At 66.6% G+C, this 18,026-nt stretch carries 14 protein-coding genes; 5 read left to right on the top strand and 9 right to left on the bottom strand.

All coding sequences use genetic code 11. The annotated features are described in order from the left end of the window. The first annotated feature begins 124 nt into the window (after positions 1-124). On the top strand, positions 125-958 hold the full coding sequence (locus ACLEJU_RS18750) for an alpha/beta fold hydrolase (protein ID WP_435423497.1): 834 nt from the start codon (positions 125-127) through the stop codon (positions 956-958). A 174-nt stretch (positions 959-1,132) separates the two neighbouring features. On the opposite strand, the gene ACLEJU_RS18745 is transcribed toward ACLEJU_RS18750, so the two are convergent. Genes ACLEJU_RS18745 through ACLEJU_RS18725 form a run of 5 tightly spaced genes read right to left on the bottom strand, consistent with a single transcriptional unit; the run spans position 1,133 to position 7,940 of the window. Further along, a complete protein-coding gene (locus ACLEJU_RS18745; protein ID WP_435423496.1) occupies positions 1,133-2,362 on the bottom strand; it encodes an NADH:flavin oxidoreductase in 1,230 nt (409 codons plus the stop codon). 28 nt (positions 2,363-2,390) lie between these two features. After that, positions 2,391-4,031: a DUF1302 domain-containing protein gene (locus tag ACLEJU_RS18740; protein WP_435423495.1), complete on the bottom strand. Its 1,641-nt coding sequence runs from the start codon at positions 4,029-4,031 to the stop codon at positions 2,391-2,393. 44 nt (positions 4,032-4,075) lie between these two features. Beyond that, positions 4,076-5,683 carry a FadD3 family acyl-CoA ligase gene (locus tag ACLEJU_RS18735; protein ID WP_435423521.1) on the bottom strand — a complete coding sequence of 536 codons (1,608 nt, stop codon included), beginning with the start codon at positions 5,681-5,683 and terminating at the stop codon, positions 4,076-4,078. A 20-nt stretch (positions 5,684-5,703) separates the two neighbouring features. Then, the gene (locus ACLEJU_RS18730) at positions 5,704-6,726 is read right to left on the bottom strand and encodes a 2Fe-2S iron-sulfur cluster-binding protein (RefSeq protein ID WP_435423494.1); all 1,023 of its coding nucleotides are present in this window, start codon (positions 6,724-6,726) and stop codon (positions 5,704-5,706) included. A gap of 26 nt (positions 6,727-6,752) precedes the next feature. Next, entirely contained in the window at positions 6,753-7,940 is a 1,188-nt protein-coding gene (locus ACLEJU_RS18725) for an acyl-CoA dehydrogenase family protein (RefSeq protein WP_435423493.1), read from the bottom strand. A 192-nt stretch (positions 7,941-8,132) separates the two neighbouring features. Here ACLEJU_RS18725 and ACLEJU_RS18720 point away from each other — a divergent pair, with 192 nt between their 5' ends. The 4 genes from ACLEJU_RS18720 to dmpG all read left to right on the top strand — a co-directional run bounded on the left by ACLEJU_RS18720 (position 8,133) and on the right by dmpG (position 11,764). Next, positions 8,133-8,906: a glucose 1-dehydrogenase gene (locus ACLEJU_RS18720; RefSeq protein ID WP_435423492.1), complete on the top strand. Its 774-nt coding sequence runs from the start codon at positions 8,133-8,135 to the stop codon at positions 8,904-8,906. An 88-nt stretch (positions 8,907-8,994) separates the two neighbouring features. Next, on the top strand, positions 8,995-9,786 hold the full coding sequence (locus tag ACLEJU_RS18715) for a fumarylacetoacetate hydrolase family protein (RefSeq protein ID WP_435423491.1): 792 nt from the start codon (positions 8,995-8,997) through the stop codon (positions 9,784-9,786). A 21-nt stretch (positions 9,787-9,807) separates the two neighbouring features. Beyond that, positions 9,808-10,731: an acetaldehyde dehydrogenase (acetylating) gene (locus ACLEJU_RS18710; RefSeq protein ID WP_435423490.1), complete on the top strand. Its 924-nt coding sequence runs from the start codon at positions 9,808-9,810 to the stop codon at positions 10,729-10,731. 10 nt (positions 10,732-10,741) lie between these two features. Continuing rightward, positions 10,742-11,764 (top strand): 4-hydroxy-2-oxovalerate aldolase, encoded by a 1,023-nt coding sequence (gene dmpG / locus ACLEJU_RS18705; RefSeq protein ID WP_435423489.1) that lies wholly within the window; start codon positions 10,742-10,744, stop codon positions 11,762-11,764. A gap of 251 nt (positions 11,765-12,015) precedes the next feature. Here dmpG and ACLEJU_RS18700 read toward each other — a convergent pair whose 3' ends face one another. The 4 genes from ACLEJU_RS18700 to ACLEJU_RS18685 form a co-directional block, all read right to left on the bottom strand. Continuing rightward, entirely contained in the window at positions 12,016-12,849 is an 834-nt protein-coding gene (locus tag ACLEJU_RS18700) for an SDR family NAD(P)-dependent oxidoreductase (RefSeq protein WP_435423488.1), read from the bottom strand. Between the two features lie 12 nt (positions 12,850-12,861). Beyond that, entirely contained in the window at positions 12,862-13,629 is a 768-nt protein-coding gene (locus ACLEJU_RS18695) for an SDR family oxidoreductase (protein WP_435423487.1), read from the bottom strand. 93 nt (positions 13,630-13,722) lie between these two features. Continuing rightward, positions 13,723-14,952, bottom strand: coding sequence for a helix-turn-helix transcriptional regulator (locus ACLEJU_RS18690; protein ID WP_435423486.1), 1,230 nt, complete (start codon positions 14,950-14,952; stop codon positions 13,723-13,725). 125 nt (positions 14,953-15,077) lie between these two features. After that, positions 15,078-17,480 (bottom strand): efflux RND transporter permease subunit, encoded by a 2,403-nt coding sequence (locus ACLEJU_RS18685; protein WP_435423485.1) that lies wholly within the window; start codon positions 17,478-17,480, stop codon positions 15,078-15,080. Between the last annotated feature and the right edge of the window lie 546 nt (positions 17,481-18,026).

The following is an 18,026-nucleotide window of genomic DNA, read 5'->3' as shown; positions in this document are numbered from 1 at the left end:
CCGGCGCCGAACATCGTCCGATAGGACTAGCGGCGAGCGTGCGTCGTGGTCCGGATGGACGATGCCGGCCAGGCCCGGGCGGCACAGGATCGCCCTCACCCTCATCGAGAACTGGAGAACCGGCATGAACCAACCCGTCGACCTGCCCTTACCCACCGGCCACTACGCTACCCTGGCCAACGGCCTGCGCCTGCACTACCTGGACGAAGGCCAGGGCCCGGTGGTGCTGTGGCTGCACGGCAGCGGCCCAGGTGCCAGCGGCTACAGCAACTTCAAGGGCAACTACCCGCAGCTGGTGACGGCCGGCTACCGCAACATCCTGCTAGACCTGCCCGGCTTCGGCCGCTCGGACAAACCCGACGATGTGCGCTACGAGCTGGACTTCTTCGTCGATTGCCTGGCGGCTTTGCTCGACCAGCTCGGCATCGACCGCTGCACCGTGCTCGGCAATTCCCTGGGCGGCGCCATTGCCCTGGGCCTGGCCCTGCGTCAGCCACAACGGGTGGAGCGCCTGATCCTGTTGGCACCGGGTGGTGTCGAGGAGCGCGAGACCTACTTCCAGATGCCCGGCATCCTGCGCATGGTCGGGCTGTTCAACGCCGGCCCCATCGGCGTCGAGGAAATGCGCAGCATGATGCGCCTGCAACTGTTCGACGACTCGATCCTGCCGGAAGAGCTGCTGCTGGAGCGAGTGGCGGTGGCGGTGACCCAGCCGAAGAACCTGTTCAGCACCATGCTGGTGCCGAACATGCGTGCACGGCTGGGCGAGATCGAATGCCCGATCCTCGGGTTCTGGGGCAGCAACGACAACTTCAACCCGGTCAGCGGCGCCCAGTACATCATCGACGGGGCACGCCAGGCGCGGTTCATCGTGCTCAACCGGTGCGGGCACTGGGTGCAGGTGGAGCATCGCGAGCTGTTCAACCGCAGCTGCCTGGAGTTCCTGCGGCACGGCTGAAGCATGAGCGGTTAACGCAGATCCTTGTAGGAGCGGCCTTGTGTCGCGAGAGGGCTGCTAAGCAGCCCCAGCGTTTTTTGCATCAGTGCTGAAACCCTGGGGCTGCTTCGCAGCCCTTTCGCGACACAAGGCCGCTCCTACAGGAGTCCGCGCAGCCCGAAAGTCTGATGTAAGTCAGCCAGCAGCCCGCTGGTTGTTGAGCTGAGCATCACCCGGTTGCCCCAGCACACAGGAAGTGCCCCCCGGGGTATACATCATCGCCACGCAGCGGTTGCACGCCGTGCAGATCGAGTTGCGGCTCGCGCCACTGGCCAGCTTGTTCACATAATCCGGCTCGGCAATCAGCACCCGCCCCATGGCCACCAGGTCGAAGCCCTCGGCCATCACCTGCTCGATGCTGGCAAGGCTCTTGGCTCCGCCCAGGTACGCCAGGGGCATCTTCACCGCCGCACGCACCTTGCGCGCATGTTCCAGCAGGTACAGCTCGCGAAACTCCACCACCGGGTCCATGCGCCGCTGCAGCGCCATCGCCAGGGCAATCAGCGGGTTCTTCTGCTGCACGCGGTTTTCCTTGGGGAACGACGAGCCGAACATGGTGGTGATCGACTCGGCATTCATCCCGGCGCTAAGCACCAGCAGGTGCGCACCCTCCTGCTCCAGCATGCGCGCGATCTGCGCGCCGTCCTCGGCACTGTTGCCGGCGCGCACACCCTCGGTGATGCTGTACTTGCACACCACCGCCAGGTCCTGGCCGACCGCATCCAGCACCGCCCGCAGTACCCGGCGCGGGAAGCGCAGGCGGTTTTCCAGGCTGCCGCCGTACTGGTCGCGGCGCTTGTTGTACAGCGGCGAGATGAACTGGCTGAGCAGGTAGCCGTGGCCCATGTGGATTTCCACGGCGTCGAAACCGGCTTCGCGGGCCAGCCGTGCGCCTTGGGCAAAGTCGCGCACCACCTGCTGCATGTCGGCTTCGTTCATCGCCTGCTTGAGGAACATGCCGCTCATCATGCCGATCTTGTTGAAACCGCCACTGGCCGACAACGGCCTGGGCGTGGAGCGCTCGCGGATGAAGGTGAAGCAGCCGCCGTGGGTGATCTGCGCGCTGGCCTTGCCGCCTTCGCGGTGCACCGCATCGGTCAGGGCCTTGAAATGCGGCAGGCTGTCGCGCTCGAGGATCAGCTGGTTGGGCAGCGTGCGGCCGTCGCGGCTGACCGCGCAGTAGGCCACGGTGGTCAGCGCCACGCCGCCGCTGGCCAGGCCCGCGTGCAGCTTGGCCAGTTGCCGCGACGGCACGCCCTGGGCGCTCATGCCCTCGTTGGTGGCGGCCTTGATGAAGCGGTTTTTCAAGGTCAGCGGGCCAATGCTGACCGGGCTGAACGGCGATCGATCGGGGTTCTGGTGCATGTCAGGCCTCGTTCTGGTTGTACTGGGCTCAGAAGGTGTATTTGGCGTTGAACGACAGGTAGTCGCGGTCCGCCAGCAGGCGGCCCTGGGCGACGTCCGGGGAGCTCAGGTAGGCGACGTAGGTCAGCCCGACCTGGAAGTTGCCCAGGTACTTGAAGTCGCCGCCGACGGTCAGGCGCTTCTCGGCACGGCCCAGGCCCTGGTAGGCGCTGCCGTCGACGTTCTGCTGCCAGACCACCCGGGTGGTCAGGTCCAGGCCGTCGGCGATCGACGGGTAGTCCATATAGGTGCCCACGCCGAGCAGGGTCGAGCCGCGGGTCTGGGTCTTGGACTGGAAGTCGTCGAAGCGGCCGTCGACCCCCGCACCGCCCCCGGTGATCACCAGGGTGTCGACACCCTCGATGTACTGGTGCACCACTTCGCCCATGACGGTGGTCTGCTGGGCCAGCCAGCTCGGGCCGAGGATGTACGAGGCGTTGAGGTTGCCTTGCCAGATCTGCCCGCTGGTCGGCGCGCCGTTGTTCAGGTACACCGAGGCGCCGTCGCGGTAGCTGAGGTCGCCGGCGTACTGCACCGAATCGCCGACCTTGGAGCTGAAGCTCACCCCGGTCAGCTCGACGTCCTCGAAGTAGCCCAGGCGATAGGCCGGCGCCGCCCCGGTATTGGCGCGGGCGCTAATGCGCGCGTTTGACGAGTACTGGGTCTGCCCGGTGAAGTCGAAGTACAGCGAGCCGACACGCTCGTGGTAGCGGTAGTGGAACAGCCCCACCTCGGTGTTTTCGGTGACCCGGTAGCGCACGCCCATGCCCCACTGGCCGCCGTCACGGGGCTTGACCTCACCGGCATAGTTGACGCCGGTGAAGGTCTTGTCCGGCAGGCTGTCGATCGCCCCGGCACTGAGTCGGAAGAACTCCGCGCCGGGGCCGAAAGTGTCGCTGCCGAAGTAGTCGCCCACCGGGTTGAGCTGGGTCTTTTCCCATTCGTACTGGTAGAAGCCGACCAGCGCCAGGTCTTCGTTCAGCGACCACGAGGCCGACACCTGTCCTACCGGCAGGTAGGCGTCCTTGGCCTCGGTACCCGGCACGTTGAACTTGGTCGCGTCCACCGGCGCCTGGCCCTGGCTGATGTTGGCCCAGAACAGGCTCTCGCCCCAGGCCACCAGGTGGCGGCCGGCCTTGAGCGACAGGTATTGGGTTTCGCCCAGTTCGTAGTTGCCATACACATAGGCATCGAGCAGGCGCGCCTTGCTGCCGCTCAGGCGCCGGGTGTCCTCGACGAAGCCGTCGGGGCGGCCGACCTTGTTCACCGTCTGTGGCGAGTCGTTGGCATTGCGCTGGTGGTAGACGTCGTCATAGAAGTGGCTGCCACGGACCACCGCACCAACGTTGTCATGGCGCAGGCGCAGTTCACCGAACAGGCTGAGCCGGTTGGTGATCAGCGAGCCGCGCTTGAAATTGCGCGTGCCATCATCATTGTTGATGTCGTTCAGGTATTGGTTGGCCTGCTTGGCAGTACGCATCGACGCCGTGTAGTTGACTGTGAGCGATGAGTCGAGGGTAGTGTCCTCACCCAGCTCCAGGGTCGGCCCGGCACTGGCGCAGCCACTGGCAAGGCCGATGGCCACGGCCAGCCAGCGGCGCCGGGCCAGGCCCGTATTTGCGGTAGACATGCTGCTCTCCTTTGTTGTTATTGTTTTCGTCCGTTGCAGTACTTTCAGGCCTGGGCCACGGCATGCCTCAGGTCGTTCTTGGCGACCTTGTTCGACGGGTTCAGCGGCAGTGCCGCGAAGAACCGCACCTGGCGTGGCACCTTGTAGTTGGCCATGCGCTCGCGGCTCCAGCCGATCAGTGCCTGCTCATCGAGCTGCTGCCCCTCGCGCAGCACCACGCAGGCGCACCCCACCTCGCCCATGCGCACATCGGCAATGCCGATCACCGCCACCTGGGCGATGGCCGGGTGGGCCAGCAGTGCGGCCTCGATTTCCGCCGGGTAGCAGTTGAAGCCGCCGACGATGTACATGTCCTTGAGGCGGTCGGTGATGGCCAGGTTGCCCTCGGGGTCCAGGCGCCCGACATCGCCGGTGTGCAACCAGCCCTCGGCGTCGATTGCTTCGGCGGTGGCGGCCGGGTCCTGGAAGTAGCCCTGCATGACGTGGAAGCCGCGCAGGCAGATTTCCCCGGTTTCGCCCTGGGCCACGGCGCGGTTGGCGGCATCGCGGATGCTCACTTCGGTGCCCGGCAACGGCCGCCCGCTGGTGCCGGCAATGACTTCGGCCGGTGCCTGCGGGTCGCACAGGGTGGCCAGGCCACCGCACTCGGTCAGGCCGTAGGCGGTGGTCACTACGCTGAAGCCCAGTTCGTTGCGCATGCGTTCGATCAGGCTCGGCGGGATGCTCGCCGAGCCGGTCACGGCGATGCGCAGGCTGGACAGGTCGGTTTCGGCCAGGCGCGGATGGGCCAGCAGGGACAGGTACAGGGTCGGCGCCCCGGGCAGCACGCTGATGCGCTCGCGGGCGATGCGCTGGAACACCGCCTCGGCATCGAACACCGCGTGCGGCAGGATGGTCGCCCCGGCAATCAGGCAGGTCAGCCAGCCGGCCTTGTAGCCAAAGGCATGGAAGAACGGGTTGACGATCAGGTAGCGGTCGCCCGGCACCAGCCCCAGCACCCGCACGTACTCGGCAAAGGCCCGCAGGTTCTGGCCATGGGCGCTCATCACGCCCTTGGGCTTGCCGGTGGTGCCCGAGGTGAACAGCAGGTCGCAGATCGACTCTGGCTGAATGCTCAGGGCCCGGCGCCTGGCGGTCAGCGGCTCGATGGTCGCGGCGCCGAGCAAAAACCGCTCGTGGCTCAGGTCGTGGGCGGCAGCGGCCTGGTCGCAGGCGAAGATCACCTGGTGCTCCAAGGTCGCCGGGCGATGGGGGGCGAGCAGCGCCGGGTAGTCAACGTCGAGGAAGCGCTGTTGCACGAACAGCACCCGGCAGCCGCTGCGGGCCAGCACGTCCGCCGCTTCGGCGCCCTTCATGCGGGTGTTGACCGGGACCAGCACCGCGCCGGCGCAGTGGATGCCCAGCGCGGCGAGGATCCACTCGCGGCTGTTGGGCGCCCATAGGCCGACCCGGTCGCCCGGCTGGATGCCCAGCGCCATCAGCCCACGGGTCACCTGCAGTACCTGCTCCGGCAGGTCGGCATAATCCAGGCACTGGCCGTGCTCTTCGATGGCGACATGGCCGGCAAAGCGCTGGGCGCTGTCGAACAGCAGGCGGGCGATGGTGGCCGGCGCAGCGGCCGGCGCTTGGGAGGTAGCGAAGTTCGGGTTCATGCAAGGCTCACTCATCGGCATCACTCGGGAAAGCGGATACGCAGCACCGGGCTGGTAGGCACGGCCTGGCAGGCCAGGATCCAGCCTTCGGCCAGCTCGTCGGCATCCAGGGCATCGTTGTGCAGCAACTCGACCGCGCCGCTCTCCAGGGTGCACATGCACGAGGCGCAGCCGCCCACGCGGCAGGCGCTGGGCGGTTCGAGGCCGGCGCGCTGCATGGCATCGAGCAGGGTCTCGCCGCTGGCGCAGTCCAGTTCGTGGTCTTCGCCGTCCAGGCGCACCGCCAGCTGCGCGGCCATCGCCGCCTCGCTGTGGCTGGCCTGGGGCAGCTCGCCTTCACCGGGCAGCGAGACGAAGCGCTCCACATGCACGCGGGCGCTGGGCATGCCGAGGCTGGCCAGCGCCTGCACGGCGGCGTCCATGAACGGCCCCGGGCCACAGATGAACGCCTGGGCATCGACCATCGGCTGGGCCAGCTCGGCCAGCTGCGCCACGGCCGGCACGCCTTGCACCGAGTCGAGCCAGTGCACCACCTGCAGGCGCTGCGGGTGGGCGGCCGCGAGCACGCGCAACTCATCGCGGAAGATCACCGACTGTTCGTCACGGTTGGCGTAGATCAGCAGCACCCGCCCCTGCCCGGCCAGCAGCGCCGAACGCAGGATCGACAGCACCGGCGTGACGCCGCTGCCGCCACCGAACAACAGCAGGTCACCTTGCAGGTCGCGGGGCACGAACACCCCGGCCGGCGGCAGCACCTGCAGGGTCTGGCCGGCCTGCAGTTCCTCGCACAACCAGTTCGAGGCGCGGCCGTCACGTACCCGTTTCACGGTCACCCGCAACGGTTCATCGAGCAGCGGCGTGCTCGACAGCGAGTAGCAGCGTGGCAGCCAGCCGCCGTCGTACGGCACCCGCAGGGTCAGGAACTGGCCAGGTTTGTAGTGAAAGCGCTCGGCCAGCGATGCGGGCACGTCGAACACCAGCGAACGGGCATCGGCGGTTTCCTCGATCACCTGCGCCACACGCAAGGCAAGATAGTCATTCATGGTTCAGGTACTCGCTGTCACCTGGCTCAGACGAACGGGTCCGGGTTGGGCAGGCCCAGCTGCACCGCGCCGAAGCTGCGACCGTAGGCCATGAAGTTGTTGGCGATATGCCCGCGCGCCTGGTGCAGGTCGCGGAACAGCCGCGCCACCGGGTTGCTGTTGTACAGCCCCGACGCCGCCATGCTGCGCAGCAGGTCGCTGATGCGCTCGGCACAGATGTTGGTGACGTAGGACGACTGGTAGCGGTACAGCAGGCGCGTTTCGGTGTCCGGGTACTCGCCGGCGCGGGCCAGTTGCATCAGGTGCTCGTAGTTACGCTCCAGCACCAGCTTCAGGCTGTCGACGGTAATCACCGCCTCGGCCACCGCGGTTTGCGCGACTGGGTCGTCGGCGGTGCGCGCACCGTGCTTGCCGATGTGCTGGGCGGCGTTGTCGCGGAAGGTATCGATCGCCCCTTGCAGGGCACCGATGGCCGAGGTCGAGACTGCCCGGGAGAACACCTGGGCGAACGGGATCGCGTAGATCGGGTTGGTGTTCACCAGGCGCCCCGGGGTCGCCTCGATCTGCCAGTTGTTGGTGCGTTGCACGCGATGGGCCGGGACGAAGGCATCCTCGACCACGATGTCGTGGCTGCCGGTGCCGCGCAGGCCGAGCACATCCCAGTTGGGTTCGATACGGTAGTCGGCGCGGGGCAGCAGGAAGGTGCCGTGCTCGCTGGCAAAGTCACCGTCGGCCGGCAGGATGCCGCCGAGCAGCACCCACTGGCAGTGTTCGCTACCGCTGGAAAAGCCCCAGCGCCCGCTGATGCGGTAGCCACCGGGTACCACGCTGACCTTGGCCGCCGGCATGTAGGTCGAGGAAATCAGCGCGCCATGGTCCTGCTCCCAGACCTCGCGCTGGGCCTCGACCGGGTAGCGCGCCACCTGCCACGGGTGCACGCCCATCACCCCATAGACCCAGGCGGTCGACATGCAGCCTTCACCGAGGATCATCTGGATTTCGAAGAACGTCCGCGGGTCCACTTCATAACCGCCAAAGGCGCGCGGTTGCAGGGCACGCAGCAGGCCGGCCGACTGCAGTTCGGCGATGGTCTGGTCGGGGATGCGCAGGTCGCGCTCGGCCTGCGCTGCACGCTCCTTGAGCTGCGGCACCATGCGCCGCGCACGTTCGATCAGTTCGACTTCTTCCTGGGTCTTTTCTCGCAAGCTGTGCATCACTGGTCTCTCCCGGTCTCGCTGCGCCACTGCGCGAGCTGGGATCGATCATCGGGGCGCCCAGGCAATCGATCATCGTCAAAGCGGACTAGTGCCGGCGCGCCCTGGGCGCTAGTCCGTTGAGACGATGACGGGGGCGGCCGGTATGGCCATAGTCGGTGTCATCGATAGCCCTGAAAAGGAGATACCGTCATGAGCATCCTGCAGCGATTCCGTATCGACGGCGGCGTCGCCATTGTCACCGGCAGCGGCCGTGGCATCGGCCGGGCCATCGCCCTGGCCTATGCCGAAGCAGGCGCCGACGTGGTCTGCGCCGCCCGTTCGCTGGACGATGTGCAAGCGGTGGCCGAGGAGATTCGCGCCTTGGGGCGCAATGCCCTGGCCTTCGCCTGCGATGTCAACGACAGCGAGCAGCGCCAGGCGCTGGTGCGCCAGAGCCATGAGCACCTTGGCCGCATCACCCACCTGGTCAACAACGTTGGCGGCGGTGGCCCCAACGACCCGCTGGGCCTGAGCCCGGAGCAGTTCGACGAGATCCTGCGCTTCAACGTGTCCAGCGCCTACGCGTTCTGCCAGCTGTGCGTGCCGCTGATGCGCGATGCCGGCGGCGGCAACATCGTCAACATCAGCTCGGTGGCGGCGCGCTATTCGCAGCGCCACTTCAGCGCCTATGGCACGGCCAAAGCGGCGCTCAGCCACTTGACCCGCCTGCTGGCCCAGGACTTCGCACCCCAGGTGCGGGTCAACGCCGTGGCCCCCGGCCCGACCCTCACCGCCGCGCTGAACAGCGTGATGCCGGCCGCCATGCGCCAGGCCATGGAGGCTAACACCCCGCTCAAATGCCTGGGCAGCCCCGAAGACATCGCCGCCGCCGCGCTGTACCTGGCCTCGCCGGCATCGGCCTGGGTCACCGGCAAGGTCATCGACGTCGACGGCGGCGCCGACTCCAGCGTCTGGGTCGGCTGACCCCCGGTTTCCTTTGCCGGCCCTCCTTTGCTCGGGCCGGCTTTTTTTATTCCCGAAAGCAGTTGCCCCTGAAAAAGAGAATCCTGCCATGGATGCCCATCTGATCACCGCGCTCGGCAACGAGCTGTTCGACGCCCTGCGCGGCCGCCACACCCTGCAACCGCTGACCCGCCGCTACCCTGAGCTGACTCTCGACCAGGCCTACCGCATCTCACTGGCCTTCCTGCAGCGCCGCGAGGCCCTGGGCGAGCGCGTGGTCGGCAAGAAGATCGGCGTGACCAGCCGCGCCGTGCAGGAAATGCTCGACGTGCACCAGCCGGACTTCGGCTTTCTCACCAACGCCATGCAGGTCGAGGACGGCAGCGACGTCAGCCTGACCCGGCACCAGCTGATCCAGCCGCGCGCCGAAGGCGAAATCGCCTTCATGCTCGGCGAAGACCTGCACGGCCCGGGCATTACCGCCGAGGACGTGCTGGCCGCGACCCAGTGGGTGATGCCGTGCTTCGAGATCGTCGACTCGCGCATCGACAACTGGCAGATCCGCATCCAGGACACCGTGGCCGACAACGCCTCGTGCGGCGTGTTCGCCCTCGGCAAGCAACGCCTCGACCCACGCACGCTGGACCTGGCCAAAGTGCAGATGCAACTGCTGAAGAACGGCCAGCCGGCCGGCAGCGGCCTGGGCTCGGCGGTCCAGGGCCACCCCTGCGCGGCCGTGGCCTGGCTGGCCAACACCCTGGGCGAGCTGGGCATCCCGTTCCGCCGCGGCGAAATCATTCTTTCTGGCGCCCTGGCGCCGCTGGTGCCGGTGACTGCCGGCGACCGTATCAGCCTGAGCATGAGCGGGTTGGGCCAGTCCAGCCTGCGCTTCGTGCCCTGACCTTTGCGTGGAGCGTTGAACATGAGCAAGAAAATCCGATGTGCGTTGATCGGGCCGGGCAACATCGGCACCGACCTGCTGTACAAACTCAAGCGCAGCGAAGTGCTGGAACCGGTCTGGATGGTGGGCATCGACGCCAGCTCGGAAGGCCTGACACGGGCCCGCGAACTGGGCCTGAAAACCACCGCGGACGGCGTCGACGGCCTGTTGCCGCACGTGCTGGACGACAACATCCAGATCGCCTTCGATGCCACCTCGGCCTATGTGCATGCGCAGAACAGCCAGAAGCTCAACGCCCTGGGCGTGCTGATGATCGACCTCACGCCAGCGGCCATCGGCCCCTACTGCGTGCCGCCGGTCAACCTCAAGGCCAACCTTGGGCTGGGGGTGATGAACGTCAACATGGTCACCTGCGGTGGCCAGGCGACCATCCCGCTGGTGGCAGCGGTGTCCAGCGTGCAGCCGGTGGCCTACGCCGAGATCATCGCCACTGCGGCGTCGAAATCGGTGGGGCCGGGCACGCGCAAGAACATCGACGAGTTCACCCGCACCACCGCCAGCGCCGTCGAACAGGTGGGCGGCGCCCGGCAGGGCAAGGCGATCATCATCATCAACCCGGCCGAGCCGCCGCTGATCATGCGCGACACCGTGCACTGCCTGACCGACGACGAGCCCGACCAGCCGGCCATTCGTGCCGCGATCGAGGCGATGATCGAACAGGTACAGCGCTATGTGCCGGGCTACCGGCTGGTCAACGGGCCGGTGTTCGACGGCAAGCGCGTGTCGATCTTCATGGAGGTGGAAGGCCTGGGTGACTACCTGCCGCGCTACGCCGGCAACCTCGACATCATGACGGCGGCAGCAGCGCGTACCGCCGAGCTGTACGCCGAAGCCATCCTCAAGGGCGAGCTGCTGCTGCGCCCCGCCTCCCCCGCCCTGGCCTAAGGAGCCAACCATGGACCTCAACGGCAAACGCATTACCGTACATGACATGTGCCTGCGCGACGGCATGCACCCCAAGCGTCACCAGATCAGCCTCGATGAGATGCAGCGCATCGCTTGCGGCCTGGATGCCGCCGGGGTGCCGCTGATCGAGGTGACCCACGGCGATGGCCTGGGTGGCAGTTCGGTCAACTACGGCTTCCCCGCCCACAGTGACGAGGCTTACCTGTCGGCGGTAATCCCGCTGATGAAGCAGGCGAAGGTCTCGGCGCTGCTGCTGCCGGGCATCGGCACGGTGGAGCACCTGAAGATGGCCCACGGCCTGGGCGTGAGCACATTGCGAGTGGCCACCCACTGCACCGAGGCCGATGTCAGCGAGCAGCACATCGCCCATGCCCGGCACCTGGGCATGGACACCGTGGGTTTCCTGATGATGGCGCACATGAACAGCCCCGAAGGCCTGGCCACCCAGGGCAAGCTGATGGAAAGCTTTGGTGCCAACTGCATCTACCTGACCGATTCGGCGGGCTACCTGCTGCCACACCAGGTCAGCGAGCGGGTGGCGGCGATGCGCGCCGCGCTGCACCCGGAGACCGAGATCGGCTTCCATGGCCACCACAACCTGTCGATGGGCGTGGCCAACTCGATTGCCGCGATCGCCGCCGGTGCCAGCCGTATCGACGCGGCCTGCGCGGGGTTGGGCGCCGGTGCCGGGAATACGCCGATGGAGGTGCTGGTGGCGGTGTGCAAACGCATGGGGATCGAGACTGGCGTGGATGTGTTCGCCATCCAAGACGTGGCCGAGGACCTGGTGGTGCCGATCATGGACTTCCCCATCCGCAGTGACCGCGATGCACTGACCATGGGTTATGCCGGGGTATATGGCTCGTTCTTGTTGTTTGCCAAACGGGCCGAGCAGAAGTACGGGGTGTCGGCGCGGGAGATTCTGGTGGAGATGGGGCGGCGCGGGATGGTTGGCGGGCAGGAGGACATGATCGAAGATACGGCGATGACCCTGGCCAAGCGCCGGGCCTGAAGGTACGCGGAGGATGGCATCGGCTTTGCCGGTGTTCGCGGCTAAAGCCGCTCCCACAGGTACTGCGCAAGGCTCCAGGGCTGCGCGGATCCTGTGGGAGCGGCCTTGTGTCGCGAAAGGGCTGCGCAGCAGCCCCAGCTATTCCCGCATTGTCGCCGAAACCCCGGGGCTGCTTCGCAGCCCTTTCGCGACACAAGGCCGCTCCCACAAGGATTGCACCAACCTTCAGAAATTGAGCAAGGCGCCTAGGATCAGCGCCAGTCGGCGACGATCCCATGCTCCAGCGCCAAGCCTTGCGCCGCCACCGTCCGCCGTTGGTACTGCTGCGCCTGCGGGTCAGTGGCCAGCCACAGCATCACCGCCGCCGGCACCTCAGGCGGTGCGCTACCAGCGCGCAGGGCAATCACACCCTGCTCACCAATGGTCACTTTCAACGCCTCGGTGGTCACCACGCCAGGGTTCAGGGTATAGGCCCGAATCCCGCGCTCGCCCAGCTCGGTCGACAGAATGCCCGACAGCCGCGACACGGCTGCCTTGCCGGCGCCGTAGGCATAGCCCCAGCCACCCTTGTCCGCCGCCACCGGCGGGTCGCTTTCGCCGGCGCCGGAGGTGACGTTGATCACCACCCCGCCGCCTTGCCCCAGCATCCGCTGCACCACGGCCTGAGTCAGCAGCAAGGGCGTGAGAATGTAGCCCTTGAACATCCGCTCCAGGGTATCCGGCTGCAGCGCCAGGAATGTCGAATTGAGGTCGCTGCCCTGGTAGATGGCATTGTTCACCAGCACGTCGATGCGCCCAAACTCCGCCAGCACCGCCGCACAGGCCTGCTCGGCCGTGGCGCTGTCGAGTAGGTCCATCGGCACTACCAGGGCGCGTGCGCCCAGCGCCCGGATCGCCTCGGCGGTGCCCTTGAGGCTGCCGGACAACGGCGCGCCTGCAGCATTGCGCAGGGCGTGCTGGTGCTGCTCGCCCTCCTCGAGCGTGCGTGCGCTGATCGCCACGTGGTAACCGGCACGGGCAAACGCCAGCGCTGCCGCACGGCCGATGCCGCGGCTGGCACCGGTAATGAAGGCCACTTTGTTCATAGGGAGTCCTTGTCAGAAGCGCGGTGCACGCACCATCGCGTCCATGCCGCCATCAATGAACACCACGCTGCCATGGACGAACTGCGCCTGCTCGGACTGCAGGAACGCCACCAGCGCGGCGATTTCCTCCGGGCGCCCGGAACGCCCCAGCGGCGCGACGAACTCGCGCACCGCCTTGCCGAAGCGCGCATCGTCCAGTGACGCCTGGTGCAACGGGGTTTGTACCGCGCCGGGCGCCACCACGTTCAGGCGCATGCCACGCTGGCCCCACGCCGAGGCAAGGCTCCTGGCATGGTGGGTGATGGCATATTTGGAACAGGCATAGGCCACATGGGGCTGGCCCAGGCCATTGGCCAGGTCCAGCGCCCGCGCTTCGTCGCCGTCGAGCATGGCGCCGGTCATCGCCTGCTGCTCGGCGCCCGGCTGGGTGGCAGCCACCGAACCGATCACCAGCGCCGCCGGGTTGCGCCCGCGTGCCAGGGCACCTTGCAAACCTTCGAGCAACTGGCTCACGCCAAAGTAGTTGACGGCCAGGATCAACCCGCAGGACGGCGCGGTCACGCCAACCCCGGCGCAACAGACCAGGCCGTCGAGCACCCCGCCGCAACGTTCAAGTACCTCGGCAACGGCCGCTGCGCGCCCTTGCGCGGTGGAAAGGTCGGCCTCCACTTCGGCACTGGCACGGTCGATGCCGATGACTTCATGACCCGCCGCACGCAACGCTGCGGCAACGGCTGCACCAATGCCCGAGGCACTGCCACTGATAGCTGTAACAGACATGATCGATCTCCAGGATAGGTCGGCGCAGTATCGGCAGAAGACCAGGGCGCCAGCATCGTCCTTGCGGACTACGGCCGGCGCCCTGGCCGCGCCTCAGGCACGGCGCGCCACGGCCAGTTGCGGCAGCGGCACCTTGAGGCGCTCGGGCGCCTTCAGCGCGACCTTGGGCTTGCCGAGGGCAACCACGCTGTTGAGCAGGATGCGCACCAGCTCGGTCTGTCGGCGCACGCCGGTCTTGGAGAAGATCGAGCGCAGGTGCGCCCGCGCCGTGTTGCGGCGGATGTTCAGCTCTTCGGCGGCCTCCTCCAGCGACAGGCCGTTGGCCAGTTCCATGGCCAGGGCGGTTTCGGCGCGGGTCAGGTTGAACAGTTGCTTGGTCACCACTTCGCTGGCCAGCGACTTGCTCGCCGCATCACGGATGTACACCAGCGCCGCCGGCTTGCCGCGTTCATCGGCCCAGTCCAGCGAGGGGATCGACTCGACCACCAGGCCCAGGTTGACCAAGCCCGAAGGGCGGGTCACTGACATGGCTTCGGCGCCCTTGGGCGCATCGGCGGAAAACGCCGCGCGAATCAGCCGTTGCAGCTCGCGGTTGTCGCTCGGGTAGGTCGCCTCCAGGCGCCCGCCCACCAGTTTCAAGCCGTCGGCGCTGGCGAGGATCTCCTGAGCCACCGGGTTGACCCGCAGCACGCTGCCGCTCTCGTCCAGCACCAGCGTGGCCACCGACAGGCGGCTGATGGCCTGGGAATACAGCTCGCTGAGCGATTCGCTGCGGTCGAGCAGGTTGTGCACCTGCAGGGCCCGGCGCAGGTGCGGCAGGAACATGCTGCACAGGGCGCGCTCATCGGCCGAGAAGTTCGGCTCGCGTCTGGAACGGGTGATGCGAAACCGCAGCTTGCCGCCATCGGGGGTGGAAATGTCGGCGCCCATCACGTGGTACACGTCCTGCTGGCTGCAGAACATCTTGAAGTAGGCGCTGCGCTCCCACTCGTCCGGGGTCATGACGTCGTCGACCGTGAACACATGGTCTGGCGGCTGGTTGGTAAAGGGCGTGTTGGTTTGCGGGTAGGTCATGTAGGTGACGTCACCGGCCCCTTCGATGTCGCCGGAGATGATCATCACGCCCATGTCGGGCTGGTCCGGCACGCGCAGGATCAGGGTGGCGTAGTTGGCGGCATACAGGGTGCGGAAGCTGGTCAGCGCACGGGCCATCAGCTTGGGGTCGAGGGCGCCTTCGTAGACTTCACCGACCAGGCGATCGAAGGTTGCCAGGTCGCAGCCGAGCCGGGCCAGCGCATCATGGGTCAAGACAGCTTTTTCCACAGTCTTCTCCTCGCTCGGGCAGGCTTCGGCCTGCCCTTCTTATTTTTATATGGCGATGTTGCCCGCGGCACAGTCTCGCTGGCCGCCCTGGCGCCGACAATAGGGGCGCCAGGGTTTATTTTGTATTAGCGAATGTCTCCTGCGTGTTGCCCCACCAACACTGGCTTCGGCGCCGCCTGGCTGGCGACCAGCGGTCGCCCGCGATTGAACCAGGCCGCCAGTGCCGGGAGCAGGAAGATCGCCCCCAGCACGTTGACCAGGAACATGAACGACAGCAGCACGCCCATGTCGGCCTGGAACTTCAGCGGTGCGAACGCCCAGGTGCACACCCCGATCGACATGGTCAGGGCGGTGAACACCGCCGCCGTGCCGCGCTGGCACATGGCCCGGTAGAACGCCTCGCGCAGGTTGGCGCCGGCAGCCATCTCGTGCTGGATCCGTTCATAGAGGTAAATGCCGTAATCCACCCCGACCCCGACGCCCAGGGCCATGACCGGCAAGGTGGCGACTTTCAGGCCGATACCGAGCATGGCCATCAGCGCGTTGCACAGGATGGCGACGATGGCCAGGGGCACGAGGATGCACAGCACCGCCCGCAAGGAGAAGAAAGTCAGCCAGCAGAACAGCGCCACCGAGCCGAACAGCGCCGCCAGCATGATCACTTCGGCGCGTTTGACCGCCTCGTTGGAGGCCGCCATGACCCCGACATTGCCACCGGCCAGCAGGAAGTCGACCTTCGGCGTGCGCACATCGGCGATGATCCGCCGCGCTTCGCCGATGGCGTGGCTGATGGTGGCGCCTTCGTGGTCGGCAAGGAACACCAGGATCTGCATCTGCTGGCAGCCTTCGGTGACCAGCCCGTCGTCCGGCATGTAGGCCCGCGCCCCTTGGCTCAGGCCGCGGGCCGAGCCCGGGATGGCCGCCCAGCGCGGGTTGCCTTCGTTGTTGCCGGCAATCACCCGCTTGCCCATGCCGGCCACGCTCTGCACCGACTGCACGCCACTGACGGCACGCATGCGGAAGTCGAAGGCCTCGACCGCACGCATCACCTCTGGCGACAGGCAGCCTTCCTCGACGCCCTTGACCTGGACGAACACCGACAGCACATCAAGGCCGATCGAATAGCTGCCGATGATGCGTGCATTGTCCTGGTTGTAGCGCGAGTCGCCGCGCAGCTCCGGCGCCCCGGCGCCGATATCGCCCACCGCCAGCTCGCGGGCCTTCCAGACGCCGCCCACCAGCAACGCCAGGCTCACGGCGAACACTGCCAGCGCCGGGCCCGGTTCGGCCAGCGCCGACAGCCGCCACCACAGGCGATGGCGCCCGGCCTCGCGGGCCTGGGCCTTCTGCAACGTGGCAGGCTCCAGGCGCAGCCAGGAGAGGATGATCGGCAGCATCAGCTTGTTGGTGATGATCATCAGCATCACCCCAATACAGGCGGTCACCCCCAGTTCGTGCACGATGGGGATGTCGATCAGCATGATCACGGCAAAGCCCAGGGCATTCATCAGCAAGGCCAGAGAACCTGGGATGAAGATCTTGCAGAACGCCGAGTGCGCCGCCTGCCGGGCGCTGGCCCCGGCTACCACGTCCTGCTTCCAGGCATTGGTCATCTGCACCGCGTGGGAAACGCCGATGGAGAAGATCAGGAACGGCACCAGGATCGACATCGGGTCGATGCCCAGCCCCAGCAGCGGCAACAGGCCCAGCAGCCACACCACCGGCAGCAGCGCCACCACCAGCGCGACCAGGGTCAGGCGCCAGGAACGGGCGTACAGCCACAGCAGCAGCGCGGTGATGGCGAAAGCGATGACGAAGAAGCCGATCACCGTGTTCAGGCCTTCGACCACATCGCCGACCAGCTTGGCGAAACCGACCACGCTGATCTCGATGTCGTCGCTGGCATACTTCTGGCGCAGTGCTTCAAGCCGTTTGGCGACCTCGACATAGTCCACCGCCTTGCCGGTCTGCGGGTCGATGTCCTGCAGGTCGGCACGCACCATCGCTGACTTCAGGTCATTGGCGATCAGCCGGCCGATCTGCCCGGAGGCCGCAGCGTTGCTGCGCACCTGGGCCAGGTCGGCAGCGCTGCCATTGAAGCGTGGCGGCACCACCACGTCGCCGTAGAAGCCTTCTTCGGTGATTTCGATGTAGCGCACGTTGGCGGTGAACAGCGAGGTGACGCTGGCCCGGTTGACCCCGGAGATGAAGAATACGTCATCGGTGACCTTGCGCAGGGTGTCGAGGAATTGCGCGTTGTACAGGTCGCCCTCGCCCTTCCAGCGCACGCTGACCAGGAAACGGTTGGCACCGGTGAAGTACTGGCTGAACCGCAGGAAGTTGACCATGTAGGCATGGCGTACCGGGATCTGCTTGTTGAAGCCCGGGTCCAGCTGGGTGTGGGTCGCGCTGTAGCCCAGGCCCAGGGTCAACAGCACGAACAGCAACAGCAGGCCTTTGCGCCCCTTCATCAGCGCCTGGGCAGTGGCCTCGACACAGCGCGCGGACCGGGTGTCTGTTCTTTTCATGGTTTGCCTCTCATTGGCCCGGCGTGCCGCGGGGGCATGGGGATAGTTGGTCGCGGGCGATTGGGAAACATCGCCCGAATGGCCCGGTGATGGTCAGGCCGACCAGATAGCCGATCACCGAGCGCATGGGCATCGCTCCCGATCGAGGGGCAGATACAACGCAGCCATGGAGCCGTTCCTCTTGTTCTTGTCAGGCGGGGCATGGGGGATAGTCAGCCGGGGGCGGTCGGGAAACATCGTCCAAATGGCTTAAGGTTTGTCGGAATCGACTTATCATCTGCGGGCTCGACGTGGGCATGCCCCCACAGGTTTATCACCAGCTTCCAGCCGTGCGCTGTACAGGTGGGAGCGGCTTCAGCCGCGAACACCGGCGCAGCCGGTGCCATGCGCCGCGTGAGATTCTTCTCGGCTCCCGTCATGCCATTAGCAACGCCACAAGATCCGAACTCGTATTTTCGCAACTGACATTTTTGCCAGTTGCCCCTCCTTACATCCAGCTGAACACTCAATCACCCCTGCTGCTTACATCTGCCTAGCAGCCTGATC

It is taken from the genome of Pseudomonas sp. SMN11, from assembly GCF_052041945.1.
GTDB lineage: Bacteria > Pseudomonadota > Gammaproteobacteria > Pseudomonadales > Pseudomonadaceae > Aquipseudomonas.
Note: the sequence above shows the minus strand (reverse complement) of the source record. Positions and strands in the feature narration are given on the sequence as shown.